Raw genomic sequence first — 18,234 nt, forward strand, 5'->3', positions numbered from 1 at the left:
CAGAGGGTGAACCAGGAACTTCGCGACGGGTTCACCACCGAGGACGTGTACGCGGGCGGGCGGTGGGGCGCGGTGCGAGCGATCAACGCCGGCATTACCACCGTCGCCGACCAGGCCCACAATCCGGGTTCCGGCACGGACATCGACGCCAGCCGGCACACCGGCCGCGGGCGGCAAGAGCACCCCGGCTCGCGCCACGGCACGACGCCGGTGAGGTCAGGGGCCGGTGGCACGGGAAGGGGGCTGGGGATCGGGCCCAGCCCTGGTCCCACACGCCGACGGGGTGCTGGGCGGGCCGGCACCGAGCCGGCCGTGCCGGGCTACCCGCGCCCTGTCACTCACGCATGGATACCGAAGGGACCGAGGACGTCGGAGTCGATGCGGAGCGACTCGACCAGCGCGGCGGCGTCGTCCACGGTGAAGACGTCGGCGGCGGCGAGCATCCCTCGATACTTGCTGGTCACCGGGATGGCGGCCTGCTCGGCGACGGCAGTCAGGTAGGTCTTGAAAATGGCCCAGAAATTGCCGGTGGGGCCGTACTTGGCGAACTACGGAGTCGGGTCGAGCCCGGTGAGGGCGGCACGCGTACTGGCCGTCAGATCGGCCATGTACTGCCTCTGGGTCTCGGGGGCCGGGCGCTGGGTGTCGGCTTCGCGCCGCAGCAGCCGGCGGCTCTCGATGTGGCCGATGCGCTCGACCTCCTTGCCCCACAGCCCTGCCGCGCCGATGTGGTCCGCGTGGGAGTGGGAGTAGACGGTCATGTGCGGTTCCTTTCGATGGGGGCGCTCGCCGCCACGGCAACGGCGAGGAGCAGCGCCAGTGCGAGCAGGAGGGCCCAGGTTGTGCCGGCGTGAAGGGTGAGCTCAGCTCCGCACAGGGCGCCACAGAACATCGCGGCCACGGATATGAGGCGGCGCGTCGTGGGAGGTCCCGGGCGGTCGGAGGCGAGCCCGGTGACGGTGAGGGTGAGCACCGTGGTGGTGATGTCGGGGACGGCCAGTCGGCGGGCGACCGCGTTCTGCAGCCCCATGCCGCAGCCGAGCAGGATGATCTGCGCCGCCGCCGCACCCGCGGTGCGGTGGCCCAGGGTGGCGGCCGACAGCGCGGCCCCCGCCACCAGGAGGGACTGCAGCCCGACGATGGCCCGGAAGCGCCGCGCGGTCTCGGTGGGGGTGCGCCCGAGGCGTGTCTCCGCCCGGGCGCCCGCCATGAACGCGGCTATGGCGAGCGCTGACGCCCAGAGGGAGAGGGCCTTGGCCCCCGCCAGGGAGAACGCGAAGAACACCACGTTGCCCGTCATGTTGGCCACGAAGACGTGGCCGAGGCTGAGGTAGCTGACGGCGTCCACGACGCCGGTCACGAAGGTGAGCACGATCAGCAGCACGGGCACCGGCCCGTAGCTCGCGGCGCTGCCCGGCAGCAGCAGGTCGGAGAGACGCAGCAGAGTGGTCCTCACCGTGCGTCCTCGGCTGCCGGAACGCGCGGGGCCCGGCGCAGGGCGAGCCGGGTGAGCAGGCCCGCTGTCAGGCCGGGCGCCGCGGCGGCCGCAGCGACCCACCCGGGCCAGGGTGTCAGCCCGTAGGCGCCGTCGACCGACCAGCGCCCGGGCCCGGTGAAGCCGAGCACCGCGGCGACCACCACGAGGATGCCGGGGTACTCGTAGCCGTCGTGCGGGGCCCACGGCCCGTTCGCCCACTTCACGGTGACGGCGACCGTCATCACGCCGACTCCCGTGGCGGCTGCCACAGGAGTGAGGACGCCGGCGAGGAACAGCGCCCCGGCGGTGAGTTGACCGCCGGCCGCATCCCAGGCTGTCAGCGCCCCGCCGCGGAAACCATCCGCACGGAACTCGGCGATGCCGCCCGCCAGTCCCTGCCCGCCGAGCCGGAAGCTCACTTTCTGCAGCCCGTGGGCGGCGAAGAGGACCCCGGCCGTGATCCGGATGATGAGCAAACCGACGTTCATCCGGAGCCTCCTCAGCCGAAGCAGGGATCGTCGAGAGCCACGAGGCCGGCGGCGAGGCCGCGATCGGCCCGCCAGGTGCGGTACTGGGCGGATTCTGCGGCGGCCTGGCCCAGCGACCTGGCCTGCTGGACTCCGGGACGCTGCGAACCGGGCTGTCCGGGAGACGCCTGGTAGCCGCCGAAGTGGGCGATCGGGCTCCACTCGGGCACCACCGCCGGCGCCGGCGCGGCGAGGCCCTCGAACTGGCCCGCCGCGTAGACGATGCGACCGCCCGCTACCGTGAGCAGCGCTTCGATGCCGGGGATCTCGCCTTCCGGGACGGTGAAGTAGTCCTCGCTCAGCACGGCAAGGTCGGCGTAGTAGCCGGGCCGCAGCATGCCCTTGATCCCCCCCTCCCCGGTGAGCGACGCACCTGCTGCGGTGTACATCCCCAGGGCCGTCTCCCGATCCACCCGGTTGGCGGGCGAGCGCAGCGGCACGCCGCTGACGTTGCGGCCGGAGACCAGCCAGTACAGGGCGACCCAGGGGTTGAACGTGGACACGCGGGTGGCGTCCGTCCCCGCTGCCACGGTCAGGCCGCGCTCCCGCATCGCACCCAGCGGCGGGGCGGCAGCCGCGGCCTCGGTGCCGTAGCGGTCGCGGAACGTCTCGCCCTGGTAGGCGAGCCGGTGCTGTACGCCGATGGCGCCGCCCAGGGCGGCGACTCTGTCGAGGCTCTCCGGCGAGATGGTCTCCGCGTGGTCGAAGAGCCAGCGGTTGCCGTTGGGGAAGAGTCCCTCGGCGGCCAGCTTCTCGAAGACGGCCAGGTCGCGGCGGATGGTCTCGTCGTAGGTGGCGTGCAGCCTGAAGCCCCAGCCGTTCTCCATGAGCAGCCGCACGGCCTTTTCGAATTCGCCCTCGTACGCAGGGAGTTCGGGACGCGGCTGGGCGAAGTTCTCGAAGTCGGCGGCGGCCCAGGTGAGGTTCTCCCCCGCGCCGTTGAAGCGCAGCCAGCCGTCGCCCTGTTCCGGCCGAACCATGCCTGTCCAGCGGCGCAGGTCCTCCACCTCGCCACCGAGGGTCTGCGGGAAGAGGTGGTAGGCGATGCGCACCGTCAGCTCGCCGGCCTCGTGCAGATCGGTCACGGCGGCATAGCCGCCCGGGTAGTCCTGGAAGCCGCCGGCCGCGTCGATCAGCGATGTCAGTCCGAAGCGGTTCAGCTCGCGGAGGAACTGCCGAGTGGACTCCCGCTGGCCGTCGGGGTCCAGCACCGGGGCCTTGGCGATCGTGGAGTAGAGCAGCAGCGCGGCGGGGGCGGCGATGAGCATGCCAGTGGGTTCGCCGTCGTGGCCGCGGACGATCTGGCCGCCGGGTGGCGCCGCGACCTTCCGGGTGATCCCGGCGGCCCGGAGCGCGGCCCGGTTGAGGATCGCCGCCTGGTAGAGGTGCGTGACGATCACCGGTGTGTCCGGGGCAGCCTCGTTCAGCTCGGCAGGAGTGGGCATGCGGTGCTCGGCGAAGGACTCCACGCTCCAGCCGCCGGCCACTCGCACCCATTGTCCGTCCGGTGTCCGGGCGGCCTGCTCGCGCAGCATCGCCAGTGCGTGACGGAGCGAGCGCACCCCGTCCCACCGCAACTCGAGGGTGTAGTGCAGGCCTCCGCGGACCACGTGGTTGTGCGAGTCGTTCAGGCCCGGCACGGCCCGGCGGCCCAGGGCGTCCACGACCACGGTCTCCGGACCGATCAGGTCCGCGACGTCGGCGTCGGCGCCGACGGCGTCGATCACCCCGGCGGTGGCCGCCAGCGCGGTGGCGAACGGCCGCAGCGCGTCGCCGGTGTAGATCCTCGCGTTCCGCACGACGAGATCGGCGGGCCGAGGGGGTGACCCGGGGGCGAGACCCACGACGGGCATTGATGCCATGATTGGCTCCGTTTCTGCTGCCGTCGAGGCAGCCGGAGCTCCCGCACCGGCCGCCACGTACGTGCGTGCAATCGAAGTGGGCGATGCCGCCGTGCTCCTGGCCGGGGCCACCGGTTTCCGGCCCGCCGCACCATGGAGTTCGCGATCCCGCCGCCCGGGCGACAACCTAGGGATGGATACCGAAAGCCCCGAGGACTCCTGCGTCGATCCGCACCGACTCGACCATCGTGGCGGCATTGTCGAGAGTGAAGACGTCCACGGCTGCGAGTTTGCCGAGGTACTTGGCGACGATGGGCGCCGCGACCTGCTGGGCCGCCGCGTCGAGGTATGCGGCGTGGATGGCCCATGAATTATGGGAGGGCCCGAACTCCTGCTCGAAAGGCGCCGGGTCCAGCGTGGCAATGGCGTCACGCGTTCCGGTTTCGAGGTCCGTGACGTACTGCTTCTGCAGTTCCGCGTCCGCCCGATGACCCAGCCGTCCGATGTGACCGCCCACAAGTGTCGTCCAGGGATACCTGAGAGCGATGTCATGTGCCGTGATCCAGCCCGGTATGTCGCTGGACACCGCGAGCCACTTGAAGGGCACCCAGCCCGGATACAGGACGTCGACGACCATGAGGGTCTCGTAGTCCGGGGCGTAGACGAAGATGTTGTCCGGGGAGTGGTTCGGGCCGTGATGGGCGAGTTCCAGAGTCTCGCCTCCGACGGACAGCCGGAACCGGTCGTCGAAGGTCACTGAGGGCGGCATGCGGTGGGGATCCCGGTCGCTGCGCAGCAGGCGACGCGTCTCCGTGTGGCCGATGCGGACGACGTCCTTGCCGAAGACGGAAGCGGCGCCGATGTGGTCGGCGTGCGAATGGGAGTAGATCAGATGAGTGACCCGGCTCGGCCGCCCGTTGGCCGTGGTGACCTCACGTATGCCGCGCAGCAGATTGTTGCCGATCGTGGGCGGCGCGTCGACCACGACGACACCCTCACGTGTGCTGAGGAACATCGCCTGGAAGTACGAGTCGGTGATCCAGTACAGATTGCCCTTGATACGGCCGACGAAGTAGCCGTCGGAGTTGAGGGCGGGCCCGAGAGCCGCGGGCGGAATCGGGGCATAGGTGGTCGAGGTCGACGGTTCAACCGCGGCAGCACTCTGTAATCCCTTTCCCAGGAAGGGGACCGCCGCCGATCCTGCCGCAGCGCCGACGGCGAGCCGGACGAATCCGCGTCGATCTGCCCGGCTTCGGTGGGGCTGAATTGCCATTGCCACTCCTTCTGCTGCATCACTGACAGGACAGATGGTGCCGAACGGAGATCGACCTCCCCGTCCGGCAGGGAAAAGGGGAGACCCTCAGGCACCGCTGCAACTCGTCATGAGCGCAAAGCGCCCTTCGGGTATCGGCAGGCCGGCCCAGCGGCTGTCGCCGGCGGGCCGGCCTGTGCGCACGGCGCACCACCCGGTTTCCGGGCCGCCGTCGGCGTGCTCAGGCGTGGTTCCCGAACGGCCCGAGCACGTCGTAGTCGATGCGCATCGAGTTGATCATGGCCGAGGCGTTCTCCAGGGTGAAGACGTCGGCGGCGGCGAGCTTCCCGAGGTACGCGCTGATGACCGGGGCTGCGGCCTGCTGCGCCGCGGCGTCCAGATACGTCTTGAAGATGGCCCACCCGTTGCCGGTGGCCCCGTACTTCTCGAAGAACGGCGTCGGGTCCATGGTGGTGAGCGTCTTGCGCACGCTGTTCTGGAGGTCGCCGACGTAGTCGCGCTGCACGTCCAGGTCCGCACGGATGCCCAGCCGTCCGAGATGCCCACCGACCAGCGTGGTCCACGGATAGGCGTGGGCGGTCTCGTGCGCCCCGATCCAGCCGGGGATGTCCTGGGACTCGGCGAGGTTCTTGAACGGCGCCCAGCCCGGGAATATGACGTCCACGAGCATGAGCGTGTTGTACGCGGGGGCGTAGATGAAGATGTTGTCGGGCGAGTGGTTGGGGCCGTGGTAGGCGAGTTCGAGACGCTCGCCGCCGACCTCGACCACGAGGTTGTTCTTGAACGTCGTGGTCGGCAGGGGCCGGTTGGGATCCGCCGCCCTGCGCAGCAGTTCGCGCGTCTGCACGTGGGCTATGCGCTCCACCCGGCCGCCGAAGAGGCCCGCTCCGCCGATGTGATCGGCGTGGTTGTGCGAGTAGATCATGTGGGTGACACGGCTCGGCCGCCCGAGGGAACGGGTCACCTCCTGGATCGCCCGCAGCAGGTTGTTGCCGATCGTGGGCGGCGCGTCGACCACGACCACGCCCTCGCGGGTCGTGAGGAACATGGCCTGGTAGTACGAATCGGTGACCCAGTACAGGTTGCCCTTGATCTGACCGACGAAGTAGCCGTCGGAGTTCACGGCAGGCCCGAACGAGGCCGCCGGCACGGGCGCGAAGTCGGGCAGCGCAGCGGTCGCGGAGGCAGTGGCCGATGCGGCCGGGGTTGCCGCTCTGGCCGGGGTGGCCAGCACCGGTCCGAGCAGGGCCGCGGCCGACGGCAGCGCGACGCCGAGCGCGGCCCCCTTGATGAGACCTCGGCGGGAGGACAACCGCGTGGTGCCGGAGTCACCAGGTTCAGCTTTCATACGAGTTCACATTCGGGAGTGGGCCGATGGGCCCCGGGAACGGGTGAGGGTTCGCCTGTGCGGGCGGCGATGAGGTGCCGGACCCCGGCGCCGTCACGGCGCCGGATCTCGCGGCCCTGCCGGGTAGCGGTCAGGACGTGGCGTTGGCCGCGTCCTCGATGACCTCGCGCACCGCGCGGGGGTGGGAGACCATCGACAGGTGGGAGGCGTGGACCGTCGTCACGGTCGACCCCGCACGCTGCGCCATGAACTCCTGTGCGGCCGGCGGCAGTGCGTGGTCGACCGTGCCGATCACGTCCCAGCTCGGGATCGAGGCCCAGGCCGGGGCTCCGGAGGGCTCCTCGAGCGCCGATGCCGCCAGCGGGCGCTGCGTGGCAGCCAGTTCGGCCGCCTGACCGGCCGGCAGGTCGTTGGCGAGAATGCCGCGGAAGTCCGCCTGCTTGATGTAGGCGTCGACGACGCCACCGGGCTCGGGAGCGAAGTTCAGCGCGTCAGGAGTGATCTGGCTCCCCGGGAACTTCGAGTTCAGCCCGTTCAGGGTGTCGCCCTGCGCGGGAATGAAGGCGTCGACATAGACCAGCGCCTTGACGTTCGTATTGCCGGTCGCGGCGTTGCTGATGACGAAGCCACCGTAGGAGTGGCCGACCAGCACGATGGGCCCGCTGATGGTCTTGAGGTAGTCGGCGATGTAAGCGGAGTCGCTGGCCACGCCCTCCAGCGGGTTGGGGGGTACGTCCACGGTGTAGCCGTCCCGCTGCAAGCCGGAGACGACGCCGGCCCAGCTGGAGCCGTCGGCCCACGCGCCATGCACCAAGACGACGGTCGGCTTGGCCGTCACCGAGCCGACGGGCTTGGCACTCGCGGAGGACGCCGTGACAGCCGTGACGCTCACACCCCCGAGGACCAGCGCGGTGCCCAGCATCGCAAAGCGGGAAGTGCGCTTGCCGTGCCTCATGGGTGAATTCATGATCTTCCTTCTCATCAACGTCGACACATGGCCGCGGCGCGGCCATGCGCCGAATGCTCAGATGCCCTGGCTCTCGAGCCAGGCGAGGGTGAACTGGCAGATCTCTTTCCAGCCGTGGTCGAACACCAGTGAGTGGCCCCGGTCAGGAAACGACTTGTAGTCGGTCGTGGCCTCGGCGTCGGCGTACAGCTTGTACGCAGCCTCCGCGACGACCTCCGGTACGGTGTGGTCCTTTCCGCCCCCCACGATCAGCAAGGGCCCCCTGTCTCCGTTCTTCGTGTCCACCGCTGCCGGTGATGCCTTGCTGAAGTTGGCGGTGCTCGCCTCGAAGAGCGGTCGGCCGGGACCAGGAATGGCCCAGCGCTCGAACAGTTCGTCCGATTCGGCTTCCGGGATGGCGTTCCCGAAGCCGTAGTGGAACTGATCCCTGGTGAGCGAGACCGCCTTCTTCTTGTTGCTCGGGTGGGCGAGCACGGGCAGGCCCGAGCGGATCTGCGCGAGCGGCACGGGCTTGACACCCTTGATCTGACCGGGATCGATGGCGATGGCGGCGCGCGCCTGCCCTTCGGCCAGCAGTTTCTGGGCGATCAGGCCACCGAAGGAGTGGCCGATGACGACCGGCGCGGAATCAAGCGAAGTGATCACTCGACGGTAGCCCTCGGTGATCTCTTCGATACCGTGATTGGCCACCGCATCCGCGTTCTCGCGTGTGGCGGCGACGGTCCCGCCGTCTCCCGGCCAGCCGGGGGCCAACGGCTGGTAGCCAGCCTGCCGATAAACCTCCATCCAGTTCTGCCACGAATCTGAATGGATCCACAGACCGTGGATCATAACGACCGGAGTCGGAAGGGACATGGCGGACCTCTCCACACAGGGAATGAGCTGATAACAACCTCGCCGCACAGCCGGCCGGCACGAAATGGGCACTGATCTTCGAGGCCCCTGCATATCCGCCACCACCGCGGCACAGGGAAGGATTTTGGTCACCAATACAGAGGCGGAGCCTCTGCCCTTGTACCGGCCGGCCGGGTTGTACATCCGTGCCGCCCACAGGGGGTCGGCCTCATTTGTCGCCAACATTCTTCCCTGGCGTTCCGGGCTCCCGCATGCGTCGAACGACCGCATTCAGGGTTCACCAGTCGCCGGGACGGGCAGCCGTTGCGGCGTCGCCGACCGTCCCGCGGCGAGGGCCGCATGGGGGCCGGCGGCCTTGGGGCATCAGCGTCCTCGCCCCTGGTCCGCGTCTCGAAGCGTCGGGGACAGCCGCGCCCTCAGTCATTCGACTGATGTGGGCGCAGACGTTCCCCGCTGATACTTGCCGGATGAACCGAGCCCGAGGGGCGTCCACGGCTGTTGTTCCTACGAGGGGCAGGCAGGGCGGCATGGCACGATCAACGCACGGCCACTTCCATGAACAGCCGGCAACCCGATGGCCGGGCCGCAGGCGCCGCAGGGAGCTGCCTGTCGTGACGCCACTCCTTCCGACAAGCGCCCGACGTGCGGGCGCCTGCGCTGTCCAGGGCTTCTCCAGCGCCGGCGGCATGCGCCGGGGAGCCTGATGCCCAAGATCGTCCTTGTCACCGAGGCTTCCAGCAACCTCGGGGCAGCGACCGCGAGGGCACTGGCCGAGACCGGAAACGTCGCTTACGCGGGAGTCGATCCCGCCGGCCGCCGTCGAAGCGCGCCGGACCAGCGGACCGCCGGCAACAGCGCACGCCTACGCCCCGTCACGCTGAACAGGGCAGACCAGCGCTCGGTGGCGAACACGGTCACTGGGATCCTGGCAGAGGCCGGGCGCATCGACGCCGTGGTCCACACCGTGGGGCCGGTGCCCCGGGGCCCCATCGAGTCATTCACCCCATACCAGTTGGCGGGGATCTACGACGAGTACGTCCTGTCCACGCAGCGGGTGAACCGTTCCGTCCTCCCCCAGATGCGGCAGCGGCAGGAGGGACTGCTGATCTGGGTGGTGCCGCTCCCCCTCGACGACGGGAACACTCCCTATCTCACCTTGCATTCGGCGGCGCTCGCCCTGACCGCACATCTTGCGGAGAGCTACGCGAGAGAACTGATCGGCTTCGGGATCGAGACCACGATCGTCGCCCCGGACTCCCCCGTCCCGGTCACCGGGCCGCTCCTGCACACGGTCCGTCCCGACGACACCGAGACCCTTCGGTCCTACGAGGACCGCTTCCCCGGACTGACCCACCGCGTGGACCTGAGTCTGGTGGAGCAGACCCGTGAGCGCACCGAAGTGGCTCGGACCGCCGAAGCCATCGCGGCGGTCGTGGACAGCCCCAAGGGAACCCGCCCGCCGCGGATCACACCTCGTCAGCCCGGAAACGGATCCGGGGGCGGCGCTTCATGACGTCACGGTAAGGGCGTCGCCGTCAGTCCAGGAACGCCCTCCGCGCCTCGGCACCAGTGGGGCGTGGGGGGTGGTCTCCACCTTCCAGATCCGCGAGCGCGTCGCGCAGAGCGGCTCTGGAGGCGATCCCGAGCTTGGGAAATATCTGGTACAGGTGTGAGCCGACGGTCCGGTGCGAGACGTACAGCCGCTCCGCGATCTGCCGGTTGCTCAGGCCGGACGCCGCCAGTTCCGCGATTTCCCACTCCTGCGGCGTCAGCACCTCGCCGCTCGGCGTGTCCTTCACCATGCCCCATCTGGTAGCTCGCAGCTCCTTGGCGGCACGCTTGACCCACGGCTCGGCGCCGAGGCGTGTGAAGGCGTCGTACGCCTGCCGCAGCGGCTCCCTGGCGTCGGCGTTCACGCGGGCGCGCCGCAGCCGTTCCCCGTAGACCAGGCGCACGCGGGCCAGATCGAACGGCCACCGCTCCGTTCCTGCTATGGCCAGCGCCTGCCTGAACAGGTGGATGGCCTCGTCGTCCTCGGTCGCGCACAGCGCCGCCGAGCCGCCTGCCAGCAGGGCGAGCCGCGGGGACAGCACTGCCATGCCGGTCTCCCGCATCGCGGACACATGAGCAACCGCCTCTCCCTGCCGGTCAGTCCGTATCGCGGCTTCGACGACATCCATCGCCACCCACAGCGCGTGCGGAACGTGGGAGGCGAAGGTCCCCGCGGCGCTGATCGCCGTCGCGTTCTGGTAGGCGCTTTCGAAGGCGCCGCCTCCGAGTGCGGCGACGGCACGTGCGTGCCGCGCGTAGTGCACCGCCGTCTCGATGCCCCTGGGGGTGGCCCAGCGGATCATCCGGTCGGTCATGCGGTCGGCGGTTTCCTCGTCACCACGGGCCGCGGCGACGATGGCCCGGCTGTACAGGAAGTACCAGGCCAAGGCGTGGTATCCGGAAGTCTCGCACAGCTGTATTCCTTCCTCGGCCATTTCTGTGCACTCGTCCCACCGGCCGGTCAGGTAGTCGTCCAGGCACAGGTGCACCAGCGCGCCGAGGTGCCGGCGCACCGGACCGCCGTCGCGCCCCTGCAGGACGACCCGCCACGAGGAATCGCGCACAGCCCCCAGGCGGTCGGCGTAGATCGAGGCGCTGCCGGCCCGGATGACTTGGGCCGGGTCGGTCTCGTCCTGGAAGCCGGCGAGGACCGAATCCAGCTGATCCAGCGCGGCAGCCCCCGAACGAGCCGGATCGGAGCCGGTCCGGGCGGCCACGGACAGCAAGGCGGGCGGCTCCGGTCTCAGACGGCCGACTGCCGCGTAGAAGGGTTTCCACAGCTCTGCGCGGCCGCTGAAGAAACACAGGATCAGGAGCAGGTGGAGCGCGTCGATGAGGGCGCTGTCACTGGCCAGGTACTGGTGGGTGCCGGACTCGATGGCGCCGACCAGCAGTCGGTAGGCGGCGTCGACGTTTCCGTCGTCGTTGAGGATCAGGAAGACGGCGGCAGCGGCGGAGCGCAGGGAACCCTTCAGGTCCGGGTCGGCCAGACGGGCGTTCTCCAGCAGTTCCGAAGCACCGCGGAGCTCCCCGGTCGCCTCGGCACCGAGGTAAGCCGCCTCTGCCAGACGACGGGCACGGTCCGAGCCGCTCGGGCTCAATTCTGCCGCCCGTACGAGCACGGCCACCGCCCCGACGCAGTCGCCGCGGCCCGTGATCCGGTGCGCCGTCTGTTCCAGCAGGGCGGCCACCTGCTCGTCCGGTTCCACGGAGGCTTCCCCGAGGTGCCAGGCGCGGCGCTCGGGCTCGTTCACCAGGACCTGGGCGAGGGCGCGGTGCGCGGCGCGGCGTTCGGCACTCGTGCTGACGTCCACCACTGCCGACCGGATCAAGGGGTGCCGGAAAACGAGCCGCCTGGTGGCCTCGTTGAAAGTCACCATGCGGTCCTGCTCAGCCGGGGCGAGGACGTCGAGCTCGGCTTCGTAGCCGGCCCGCCGCGCCGACGCCTGCAGGATTCCGAGGTCACCGGTCCCCTCCATCGTCACGAGAAGCAGCAGGCGCCGTGCGGCGAGGGGCAGGGCGGCCACCCGGGAGGCGAACATGGCCTGGAGCCGTCGGCTCAGTGGCAGTACCGAGGGAAGGTCCTCCAGGGCCGCACGCTGCTGGCCGTTCAGGGCCGTGGGCAACTCCAGAAGAGCCAGGGGGTTGCCCTCTGCCACCGACAGAAGGCGCCGGGAAACGCCGTCGGCGAGCGTCGGGAATCGTGTGGCGAGCAGAGTTCTCGACGCCTCCGCGTCCAGGGGCGGCACCTCGAACTCGGGCAGGCCGCCGCCGTTGAAGAAGGTCTCGGTCCCCGAGCGCATGGCGCCGAGGAAAGTGACGCCGGTGCCGTCGAGTCTGCGGGCGACGAAACCGAGGACGGCGGCACTGGCTCGGTCCAGCCAGGTCAGGTCGTCCACAATGAGGAGCAGGGGGCTGGATGCGGCCACGTGCCGCAGCAGCATGAGGGTCGCGCTGGACACGACGAGACGTTCCGGCGGTGACCCGCTGCCGAAGCCCAGGGCGACCCGCAGCGCATCGCCGTGACTTGTGTCGAGGTCACCGAATGCCTCGTGGAAGGGGAAGAGGACCTGGTGCAAGCCGCAGTAGCTCACGTCTGCTTCGAACTCCACGCCGGCAGCGCGCAGTACCCGTGAACCGTCGGCGACTGCGGCCTCTGCCACGGCGTTGAGCAGGGCGGTCTTGCCCACTCCCGCATCGCCCGACAGCAGGAGGGCCCCACCGCGGTCCGTTGAGCCGAGAAAGCCGCGAATGCGTTCGAGTTGCCTGGCGCGCCCCACCAGGGCCTCGGCTGCGTCATCTGTAAAGGGGCCGCTGTAGCCCACAGGTCACGCTCCCGTTGTGTCCGCGCCGAGCCTGGTCGATGGAAACGCGTTCGGCGAGATGCTCTTGATGCCACTGTGTTGTGTGTTCGCCGCGCGTCCGACGTCTGCTGCGGTGTGCCGTCTTACGCCGCATCCCGCGGACAGGAGATCACACAGCGCCGCCTCGAGACATCACCAGGACTGAGGAGGGCGACCAGCGGCGTCCCGTGTCCGACACCCCCGAGAGTCGTCGAAACAGATGAGCCGTGCTGTGTCTCCGTGGTGCCTTGCGCGCAGTCCTGGCGCGGACCATCACCCGTGTATCGGCCACCCCGGCCCGATCGAGTGGGGTGCGGCTCTTCCGGACCGCACAACCAGCGGGCCGGGGTGCAGGCGGGTTCGTCGACGGGGAGGTGCGGCAGCGTGGAGCGACGGCCGCACACCGTCGCCGAGCACTCCACCACAACGGACAGAGGCTGGCGATCGCCTGCAGTTCCGCGGGCCGTGCAGCAATGATGCCGCGCAGGTCGTCGATCCGGTCGGCACGGGTGTGGTGGACGAGGATGCAGACCCGTGGCAATTGCGGAGGTGCACAGACCACCGTCGGGCATGTGGGCCCGATTCCCCGGTCCTACAGTCCTACTGTCTCCGGAGCGGAGTCAGGCGCTGTCCGGCAACCCGTGGACGGCCGGCGAGCCCGGACATCACCCGGCCGAACGCTTTTCGTCACGAAGCTTGTTGGCGAGCTGAACGCGTGAGTTGACTTCAAGCTTCCGGAATATGGTGCGAAGGTGGGCGGCAATCGTGTTGGGGGAGAGCATGAGCTCACCGGCGGCCGACCGATTGGAGTGGCCTTCTCCCACGAGACGGGCGACACGCTGCTCCGTGTCCGTCAGCGCTTCCCAGCCGGACAAGGGCCGCTCGACGGCGCTGGTGCGGCGCCGGCGACGCAAGCCCGCGGCCTGCATGGCGTGCTGGACGCGGCGCGCGTCCCCCAGTGCCCCCAGGTTCTGGAAGGCGTCCCCCGCCGTTTCCAGCAGCTGTGTCGCCTCCGCCTTCCCGCCTCGCCGGAGCAGTGCATACCCGAGCTTCTCCCACGCCCCGGCCTCAAGGAGCCCTCGCCGGCTGTGCTTGATCCCTTCGAGCCCCCGCCGCAGGAGTGCGACGTCATCGGTTGCCAGTCCTTCTGCCTGGTCGGCCAAGCCGCTGATGAGGTGGGAGTTCGGATTGCGCTCGGCATAACAGCGAAGAAGGCGGGCCATCCGGACGGCCACATCGTGATGACCGCTCGCGGCCGCTGCGTCGGTGAATTCGACGATCCAATCGGGAATGCCGATCGGTTGCTCGGTCCACCTGAAACCGATGCGGAAGTCGTCCAGTACGCGGTGGTGCAGGAGGAGACGGACGGCTTCGTCGGGCTTGCCTTCGGCGATGAGAACGCGACCCCACATGATCACTTGGCGTGGCTCGGGCGGTTCCCCGGTGGCGTCCCAGCTCACTGCGCCGCAGAGCTCGCGACCGATCTGGAGGTCGCCGCGGTGGAGGGCGATCCGCGCCATGACGACCTTGGCCGCCTTCTGGAAAGCGTGGGGTGGACCATCTCCCAGGGCCGTCAGTGCGGCGAAGCCGGTGCTGGCCTCGTCGAGTCGGCCGTTTCGGAAGTCAAGCACTGCTTGGGCGAACAGCAGACCGGGAATCTGGTACGAGATGCCTGTGTCGTCGGCGCTGCGCCGGCTCAGCAGGATCAGGCGGCTGGCGGAGTCGTATTCGTCCACGAGCAGCAGGGTCATGATTTCACCCACATCGAGGGATCGCCCGGTGGAGCGCAGCAGCGAGAACTGCTCCAGGGCCGTGCTGACGCGTCCTTCGGTCAACGCGATGTCGGCCAGCGCGCGCAGGGCAAGGGCCTCGGCGGAACGGTCGCCGCTGCGGCCGGCCTCTTCGAGGGCTCTGGTGCTGACCTGTTCGGCCCGGATCATGTCCGTGCCGCGCGAGAGCGCGAGCGCGTGCAGGCTGAGCAGGTGCCGGCGTGTTCCGGCCGAAAGTCCGTTCAATGCGAGTGCCGACTCGAGCCTCGCGGACATCTCGTCGGGCCTGCCCAAGCCCCACAGCAGCCAGGCCAGCCTTCCCTGGATGCGTGCTGTGTCCTCGTTGCTGAAATTGTTCTCCAGGAGGTCGTCACCCAGTGCCATCGCTTCACGCGTGCGATGGGCCTCGCCGAGGATACCGATGGCCTCCTCGCCGAGGCGCAACGACAGGTTGTCCCACCGTGGCAGCAGGGCGAGGGCGGCGACGATGAGGTCGGACGCCGTTACGGGGGCGAGAGTACGCAGTGCCTTGGCCGCCCGGTGCAGGATGTCGATTGCTCTGCGGTCGTTCTTCACCGCGCTCACCAGGAGATGGGGCGCCGCTGCGACAGGGTCGTCGCCAGTCGTCAGGAGCAGCTCCGCCGCGGCCCGGTGGAGGATGGTGCGCATCGGGTGAGGCACGTCCGCGTAGACCGCCTGCCGTACCAGGTCGTGACGGAAGACGATGCGGTCCCGGTCGGTCCCGAGGACATCGGCCCGCATGGCCTGTTCCAGCAGCCGGATGACGTCCTCCGTCGAGATACCGTCCAGCAGCGCCGCGGCATCGTCGATGCGGAAGGACCGCCCCAGAACGGCACCGACGGCCAGGACGCGGCGGACCTCCTCGGGGAGCCGGTGCAGCCTGCCGCGCAGTCCTGTCACAAACGGGCCGGGAAGTTCCTCGCCGCCGGTCGCCGCGTCGTCGTCCGCGCGTCCGGCCTCCACGAGCATGGCATCAATCAGTTCGACCGCGAGGTAGGGCACACCGTTCGCCCCCTGCAGCAGACGTACCAGACGCTCGCCGGGTGGAGCACCCAACCGGTCCCGGGCGATCAGTTCGACGTCAGATGACGCCAACGGCTGGAGATCCATGACCTCGACGGGAATGTCCGTCCTCACGACGGCATGCACCTCGTCCGCCATGCCGGCAGGGTCGGGGCGGGAACTGAGCATCCACACAACGGGCACATCCGCCAGCCGTACAGGCAGGGTGCGAAGAGCGAAGACAGTGAGGCGATCGGCCCATTGGACATCGTCCACCGCGATGAGGAGCGGGGACCGCATCGCGTGCTCCTCCAGCACGCTGGCCAGCCGGTCGACCAGCCACAGCTGCTGCCGGTACAGAGGCGCAAGGTCTGCGAATGCCTCAGCCGACAGGAGCGGTCGGCTTCCGAAGCGCAGCGCCGCAAGGAGGGGAGCCATCGGAGCGATCTGGTTCTGCTCCTCCGCTTTCCCCAGGCCGACCCTGAATCCCAGGCGGGAAGCCTGTTCCGACACTGCGTCCAGCAGGGCGGTCTTGCCGATGCCGGGCTCCCCGCGGACGAACACGGCTGCGCCCTGCCCCGTCTGCTCCACTCGTCGAAGGAGGCTGAGAACCCGGCTCATCTCATCTCCACGGCCTCTGAGAACCGGTTTCACGGCCGCCGCCTTCCGACGCCGACGGCGGCCGTGGAACCGGCGAGAAGCGGGAGTACGCTCTCGTCGGCGACAATCGCGTTGCAGCCACCACATTCCAGCACGGCATCGGTCCACGCGCTGCCGCGTCCGCGGAGGCTGCCGGTGACGTGGCATATCCCGGGCATGGCCTCTCCTCTCCTTCAACGCGGGCGGCCCGGATGCACGACCGGCCCGCGCGAGGCTCCGCCTCGCTACGCCGGGTCGCCCGCGCTCTGCGCTCCGAGCCGGTTCAGTCACCGGTACACGAAGACCGCTGACACGCCCGACCTCGATTGCGGACAGTATTCTCCATGCTGCGCCGGCAGGGCGCTCCGGTGCGGCCGGGCCCCGGCCTGCCGGTGGCTGTGTCCCCCGGGGGCGGCGCGGCTAGGCTGTGCGCGGTGACGACGCCTTCCGGATTTCGCGGGTTCGACCTGGTGAAGCACGGCTACGAGCGCGGGGAGGTCGACGCGTACCTCGGCGCCCTTGCTGCCGCACCCTTCGCCGGCGACCGTCCGCAGCCGCCGCGCTTCCGTATCGTCCGGCGCGGCTACGACCCCGGGCAGGTGGACGCCCGGATCGCCGAACTCCTCGGACGGGGCGAGGAGTCGGCGGCCCCCGCGAGCGGCGGTGCGCGGCTCCCCACCCCCGAGATCCTCGGGCTGATCGCGTCGGGCCTCGGCGACTGGCGCAAGCTCGGGCAGCCGCTCGCGGCCCGCTACCGCGCCCGGGACGCCGAGGCCGCGGCCGTGTTCGCCACCGCGGTCGTCCGGGCGGCGGCCGCGGCGGGCCGCGAGGTGCCCGAGATCAGGCTCGCGCGTGGATGTGTCGACATCTCGCTCTACACCACGGCCCCGGACGGCGGCCGCGAGGTCACCGCGGCGGACGTGACCCTGGCCCGCACCCTCGGCGCGCTCGCCCGCGAGCAGGGCCTCACCGCACTGCCCGGCGAGGTGGCGCAGGTCGAACTCGCCCTGGACTCCGCCGACTTCGCGACCGCGGGCCCCTTCTGGTCGGCCCTGCTGACCGGTTCGCCCGGCCACGCCGTGCGGGACTCCGTCTTCCACCCGACCGACCTCCTGCCCAACGTCTGGTTCCAGCAGACCGACCCGCACCCGCTGCCCCGCCAGCGCTGGCACCTGGACCTGTGGCTCGCCCCCGAGGTCGCCCCGGCCCGCATCGAGGCCGCCCTCGCCGCGGGCGGCACCCTGGTCGACGACTCCCAGGCCCCCGCCTTCACCGTCCTCGCCGACCCCGAGGGCAACAAGGCGTGCGTCTGCACGGCACTCGACCGCGCGTAGGGGCGTACGGGCGGGGCGCGCCGGTGGAGCCGTACGAGGGGGGCGTGCGCGTGGGGGCGTGCGCGCCTCCCGAATGGCGGTGCGTACCCGTCCGATTGCCGTCCATCCGGGTGGACAAGCCGTTTCCCTGGGCCGGTTCGGCCGCCGTCCGTGCCATGAAGGAGGTGGAAGGCAGCACTTCACGTAAGAGCATGAAAGAAGGCGCAATGTACTCAAGCCTTGCCAGGCACCGCGTCGCCGCCGCCGTCGCCGGCCTGCTGATCGCCGGCTCCGGCGCGCTGGCCGCCACCCCCGCGCTCGCCGCGGCCCCGGGGCCGGGGGCGGGCGCCGGCAGTGCCACCGCGGCTCCGGCCGGGGGGAGCAGCACCGCCACCCCCGCGGCCGGCCAGTCCGCGCAGGCCGCCGCCGAGCCCAAGGGCAAGGTCGTCTCCCGTCTGCCGCTGTCGATCCGCGCGCAGGCGACCTCGAACTCGAAGTACCTCGGCTCCCTCCAGCCGGGCGCCGTGGTCGCCCTGCACTGCAAGGTCACGGGGCAGAACGTGGACGGCAACAACCGCTGGTACCGGCTCGGCGCCGGCCGCACCGGGTACGTGGCCGCCCGCTACGTCCAGAACCTGGCGACCGTGCCGTGGTGCTGAGGGGCGCCCGTACGGCCTGAGCACAACCCGCGTCCCCCGTACGGTCCGAGCGCGAACCGCATCAACCGTACGACCTGAGCGCGACCCTCGTTCCACGACGGGCCCGGAGGGCGGCAGAACGCCGCTCCCGGGCCCGAAAACCTGGTGAG

At 70.1% G+C, this 18,234-nt stretch carries 14 protein-coding genes; 3 read left to right on the top strand and 11 right to left on the bottom strand.

Annotated features, from left to right (window positions below):
- Positions 1–338: 338 nt before the first annotated feature.
- The 9 genes from BLR33_RS36640 to BLR33_RS02025 all read right to left on the bottom strand — a co-directional run bounded on the left by BLR33_RS36640 (position 339) and on the right by BLR33_RS02025 (position 8,264).
- Complete coding sequence (locus BLR33_RS36640; protein ID WP_265737011.1) at positions 339–464, bottom strand: hypothetical protein; 126 nt, start codon at positions 462–464, stop codon at positions 339–341.
- 84 nt (positions 465–548) lie between these two features.
- The gene (locus BLR33_RS01990) at positions 549–761 is read right to left on the bottom strand and encodes an MBL fold metallo-hydrolase (RefSeq protein ID WP_093782453.1); all 213 of its coding nucleotides are present in this window, start codon (positions 759–761) and stop codon (positions 549–551) included.
- The gene (locus BLR33_RS01995) at positions 758–1,456 is read right to left on the bottom strand and encodes a YoaK family protein (protein ID WP_093782454.1); all 699 of its coding nucleotides are present in this window, start codon (positions 1,454–1,456) and stop codon (positions 758–760) included. Before BLR33_RS01995 ends, BLR33_RS01990 begins: the two co-directional genes overlap by 4 nt.
- Entirely contained in the window at positions 1,453–1,965 is a 513-nt protein-coding gene (locus tag BLR33_RS02000; protein WP_093782455.1) for a DoxX family protein, read from the bottom strand. The genes BLR33_RS01995 and BLR33_RS02000 overlap by 4 nt, the downstream gene beginning before the upstream one ends.
- 11 nt (positions 1,966–1,976) lie before the next feature.
- The gene (locus BLR33_RS02005) at positions 1,977–3,866 is read right to left on the bottom strand and encodes an amidohydrolase (protein WP_093782456.1); all 1,890 of its coding nucleotides are present in this window, start codon (positions 3,864–3,866) and stop codon (positions 1,977–1,979) included.
- A gap of 166 nt (positions 3,867–4,032) precedes the next feature.
- Positions 4,033–5,118, bottom strand: a complete 1,086-nt coding sequence (locus tag BLR33_RS02010) for an MBL fold metallo-hydrolase (protein ID WP_093782457.1) — start codon at positions 5,116–5,118, stop codon at positions 4,033–4,035.
- 220 nt (positions 5,119–5,338) lie between these two features.
- Positions 5,339–6,466 carry an MBL fold metallo-hydrolase gene (locus BLR33_RS02015; RefSeq protein WP_093782458.1) on the bottom strand — a complete coding sequence of 376 codons (1,128 nt, stop codon included), beginning with the start codon at positions 6,464–6,466 and terminating at the stop codon, positions 5,339–5,341.
- Positions 6,467–6,596: 130 nt separating this feature from the next.
- Positions 6,597–7,433 carry an alpha/beta fold hydrolase gene (locus BLR33_RS02020; protein WP_245771086.1) on the bottom strand — a complete coding sequence of 279 codons (837 nt, stop codon included), beginning with the start codon at positions 7,431–7,433 and terminating at the stop codon, positions 6,597–6,599.
- Positions 7,434–7,490: 57 nt separating this feature from the next.
- On the bottom strand, positions 7,491–8,264 hold the full coding sequence (locus BLR33_RS02025; RefSeq protein WP_245771087.1) for an alpha/beta hydrolase: 774 nt from the start codon (positions 8,262–8,264) through the stop codon (positions 7,491–7,493).
- Positions 8,265–8,991: 727 nt separating this feature from the next.
- Between BLR33_RS02025 and BLR33_RS02030 the strand changes: the two genes are divergently transcribed.
- The gene (locus tag BLR33_RS02030; RefSeq protein ID WP_176930075.1) at positions 8,992–9,801 is read left to right on the top strand and encodes an SDR family NAD(P)-dependent oxidoreductase; all 810 of its coding nucleotides are present in this window, start codon (positions 8,992–8,994) and stop codon (positions 9,799–9,801) included.
- 22 nt (positions 9,802–9,823) lie between these two features.
- Here the strand turns inward: BLR33_RS02030 and BLR33_RS02035 are convergent, their stop codons facing one another.
- Positions 9,824–12,664 (bottom strand): LuxR family transcriptional regulator, encoded by a 2,841-nt coding sequence (locus BLR33_RS02035; protein ID WP_093782462.1) that lies wholly within the window; start codon positions 12,662–12,664, stop codon positions 9,824–9,826.
- A gap of 683 nt (positions 12,665–13,347) precedes the next feature.
- On the bottom strand, positions 13,348–16,281 hold the full coding sequence (locus tag BLR33_RS02040; protein WP_093782463.1) for a helix-turn-helix transcriptional regulator: 2,934 nt from the start codon (positions 16,279–16,281) through the stop codon (positions 13,348–13,350).
- 266 nt (positions 16,282–16,547) lie between these two features.
- Here BLR33_RS02040 and BLR33_RS02045 point away from each other — a divergent pair, with 266 nt between their 5' ends.
- Positions 16,548–17,447 carry a VOC family protein gene (locus tag BLR33_RS02045; protein ID WP_218136588.1) on the top strand — a complete coding sequence of 300 codons (900 nt, stop codon included), beginning with the start codon at positions 16,548–16,550 and terminating at the stop codon, positions 17,445–17,447.
- 206 nt (positions 17,448–17,653) lie between these two features.
- Positions 17,654–18,085, top strand: coding sequence for an SH3 domain-containing protein (locus tag BLR33_RS02050; protein WP_093782465.1), 432 nt, complete (start codon positions 17,654–17,656; stop codon positions 18,083–18,085).
- Positions 18,086–18,234: the final 149 nt, after the last annotated feature.

Source organism: Actinacidiphila guanduensis, from assembly GCF_900103985.1.
Taxonomy (GTDB): Bacteria; Actinomycetota; Actinomycetes; order Streptomycetales; family Streptomycetaceae; genus Actinacidiphila; species Actinacidiphila guanduensis.

Coding starts and splice junctions, on each gene's coding strand:
- BLR33_RS02010 (WP_093782457.1), bottom strand. CDS start 5,118: ATGGCAATTCAGCCCCACCGAAGCCGGGCAGATCGACGCGGATTCGTC.
- BLR33_RS02020 (WP_245771086.1), bottom strand. CDS start 7,433: ATGAATTCACCCATGAGGCACGGCAAGCGCACTTCCCGCTTTGCGATG.
- BLR33_RS02040 (WP_093782463.1), bottom strand. CDS start 16,281: ATGCCACGTCACCGGCAGCCTCCGCGGACGCGGCAGCGCGTGGACCGA.
- BLR33_RS02030 (WP_176930075.1), top strand. CDS start 8,992: ATGCCCAAGATCGTCCTTGTCACCGAGGCTTCCAGCAACCTCGGGGCA.
- BLR33_RS01990 (WP_093782453.1), bottom strand. CDS start 761: ATGACCGTCTACTCCCACTCCCACGCGGACCACATCGGCGCGGCAGGG.
- BLR33_RS02025 (WP_245771087.1), bottom strand. CDS start 8,264: ATGATCCACGGTCTGTGGATCCATTCAGATTCGTGGCAGAACTGGATG.
- BLR33_RS02050 (WP_093782465.1), top strand. CDS start 17,654: ATGTACTCAAGCCTTGCCAGGCACCGCGTCGCCGCCGCCGTCGCCGGC.
- BLR33_RS02000 (WP_093782455.1), bottom strand. CDS start 1,965: ATGAACGTCGGTTTGCTCATCATCCGGATCACGGCCGGGGTCCTCTTC.
- BLR33_RS02015 (WP_093782458.1), bottom strand. CDS start 6,466: ATGAAAGCTGAACCTGGTGACTCCGGCACCACGCGGTTGTCCTCCCGC.
- BLR33_RS02005 (WP_093782456.1), bottom strand. CDS start 3,866: ATGGCATCAATGCCCGTCGTGGGTCTCGCCCCCGGGTCACCCCCTCGG.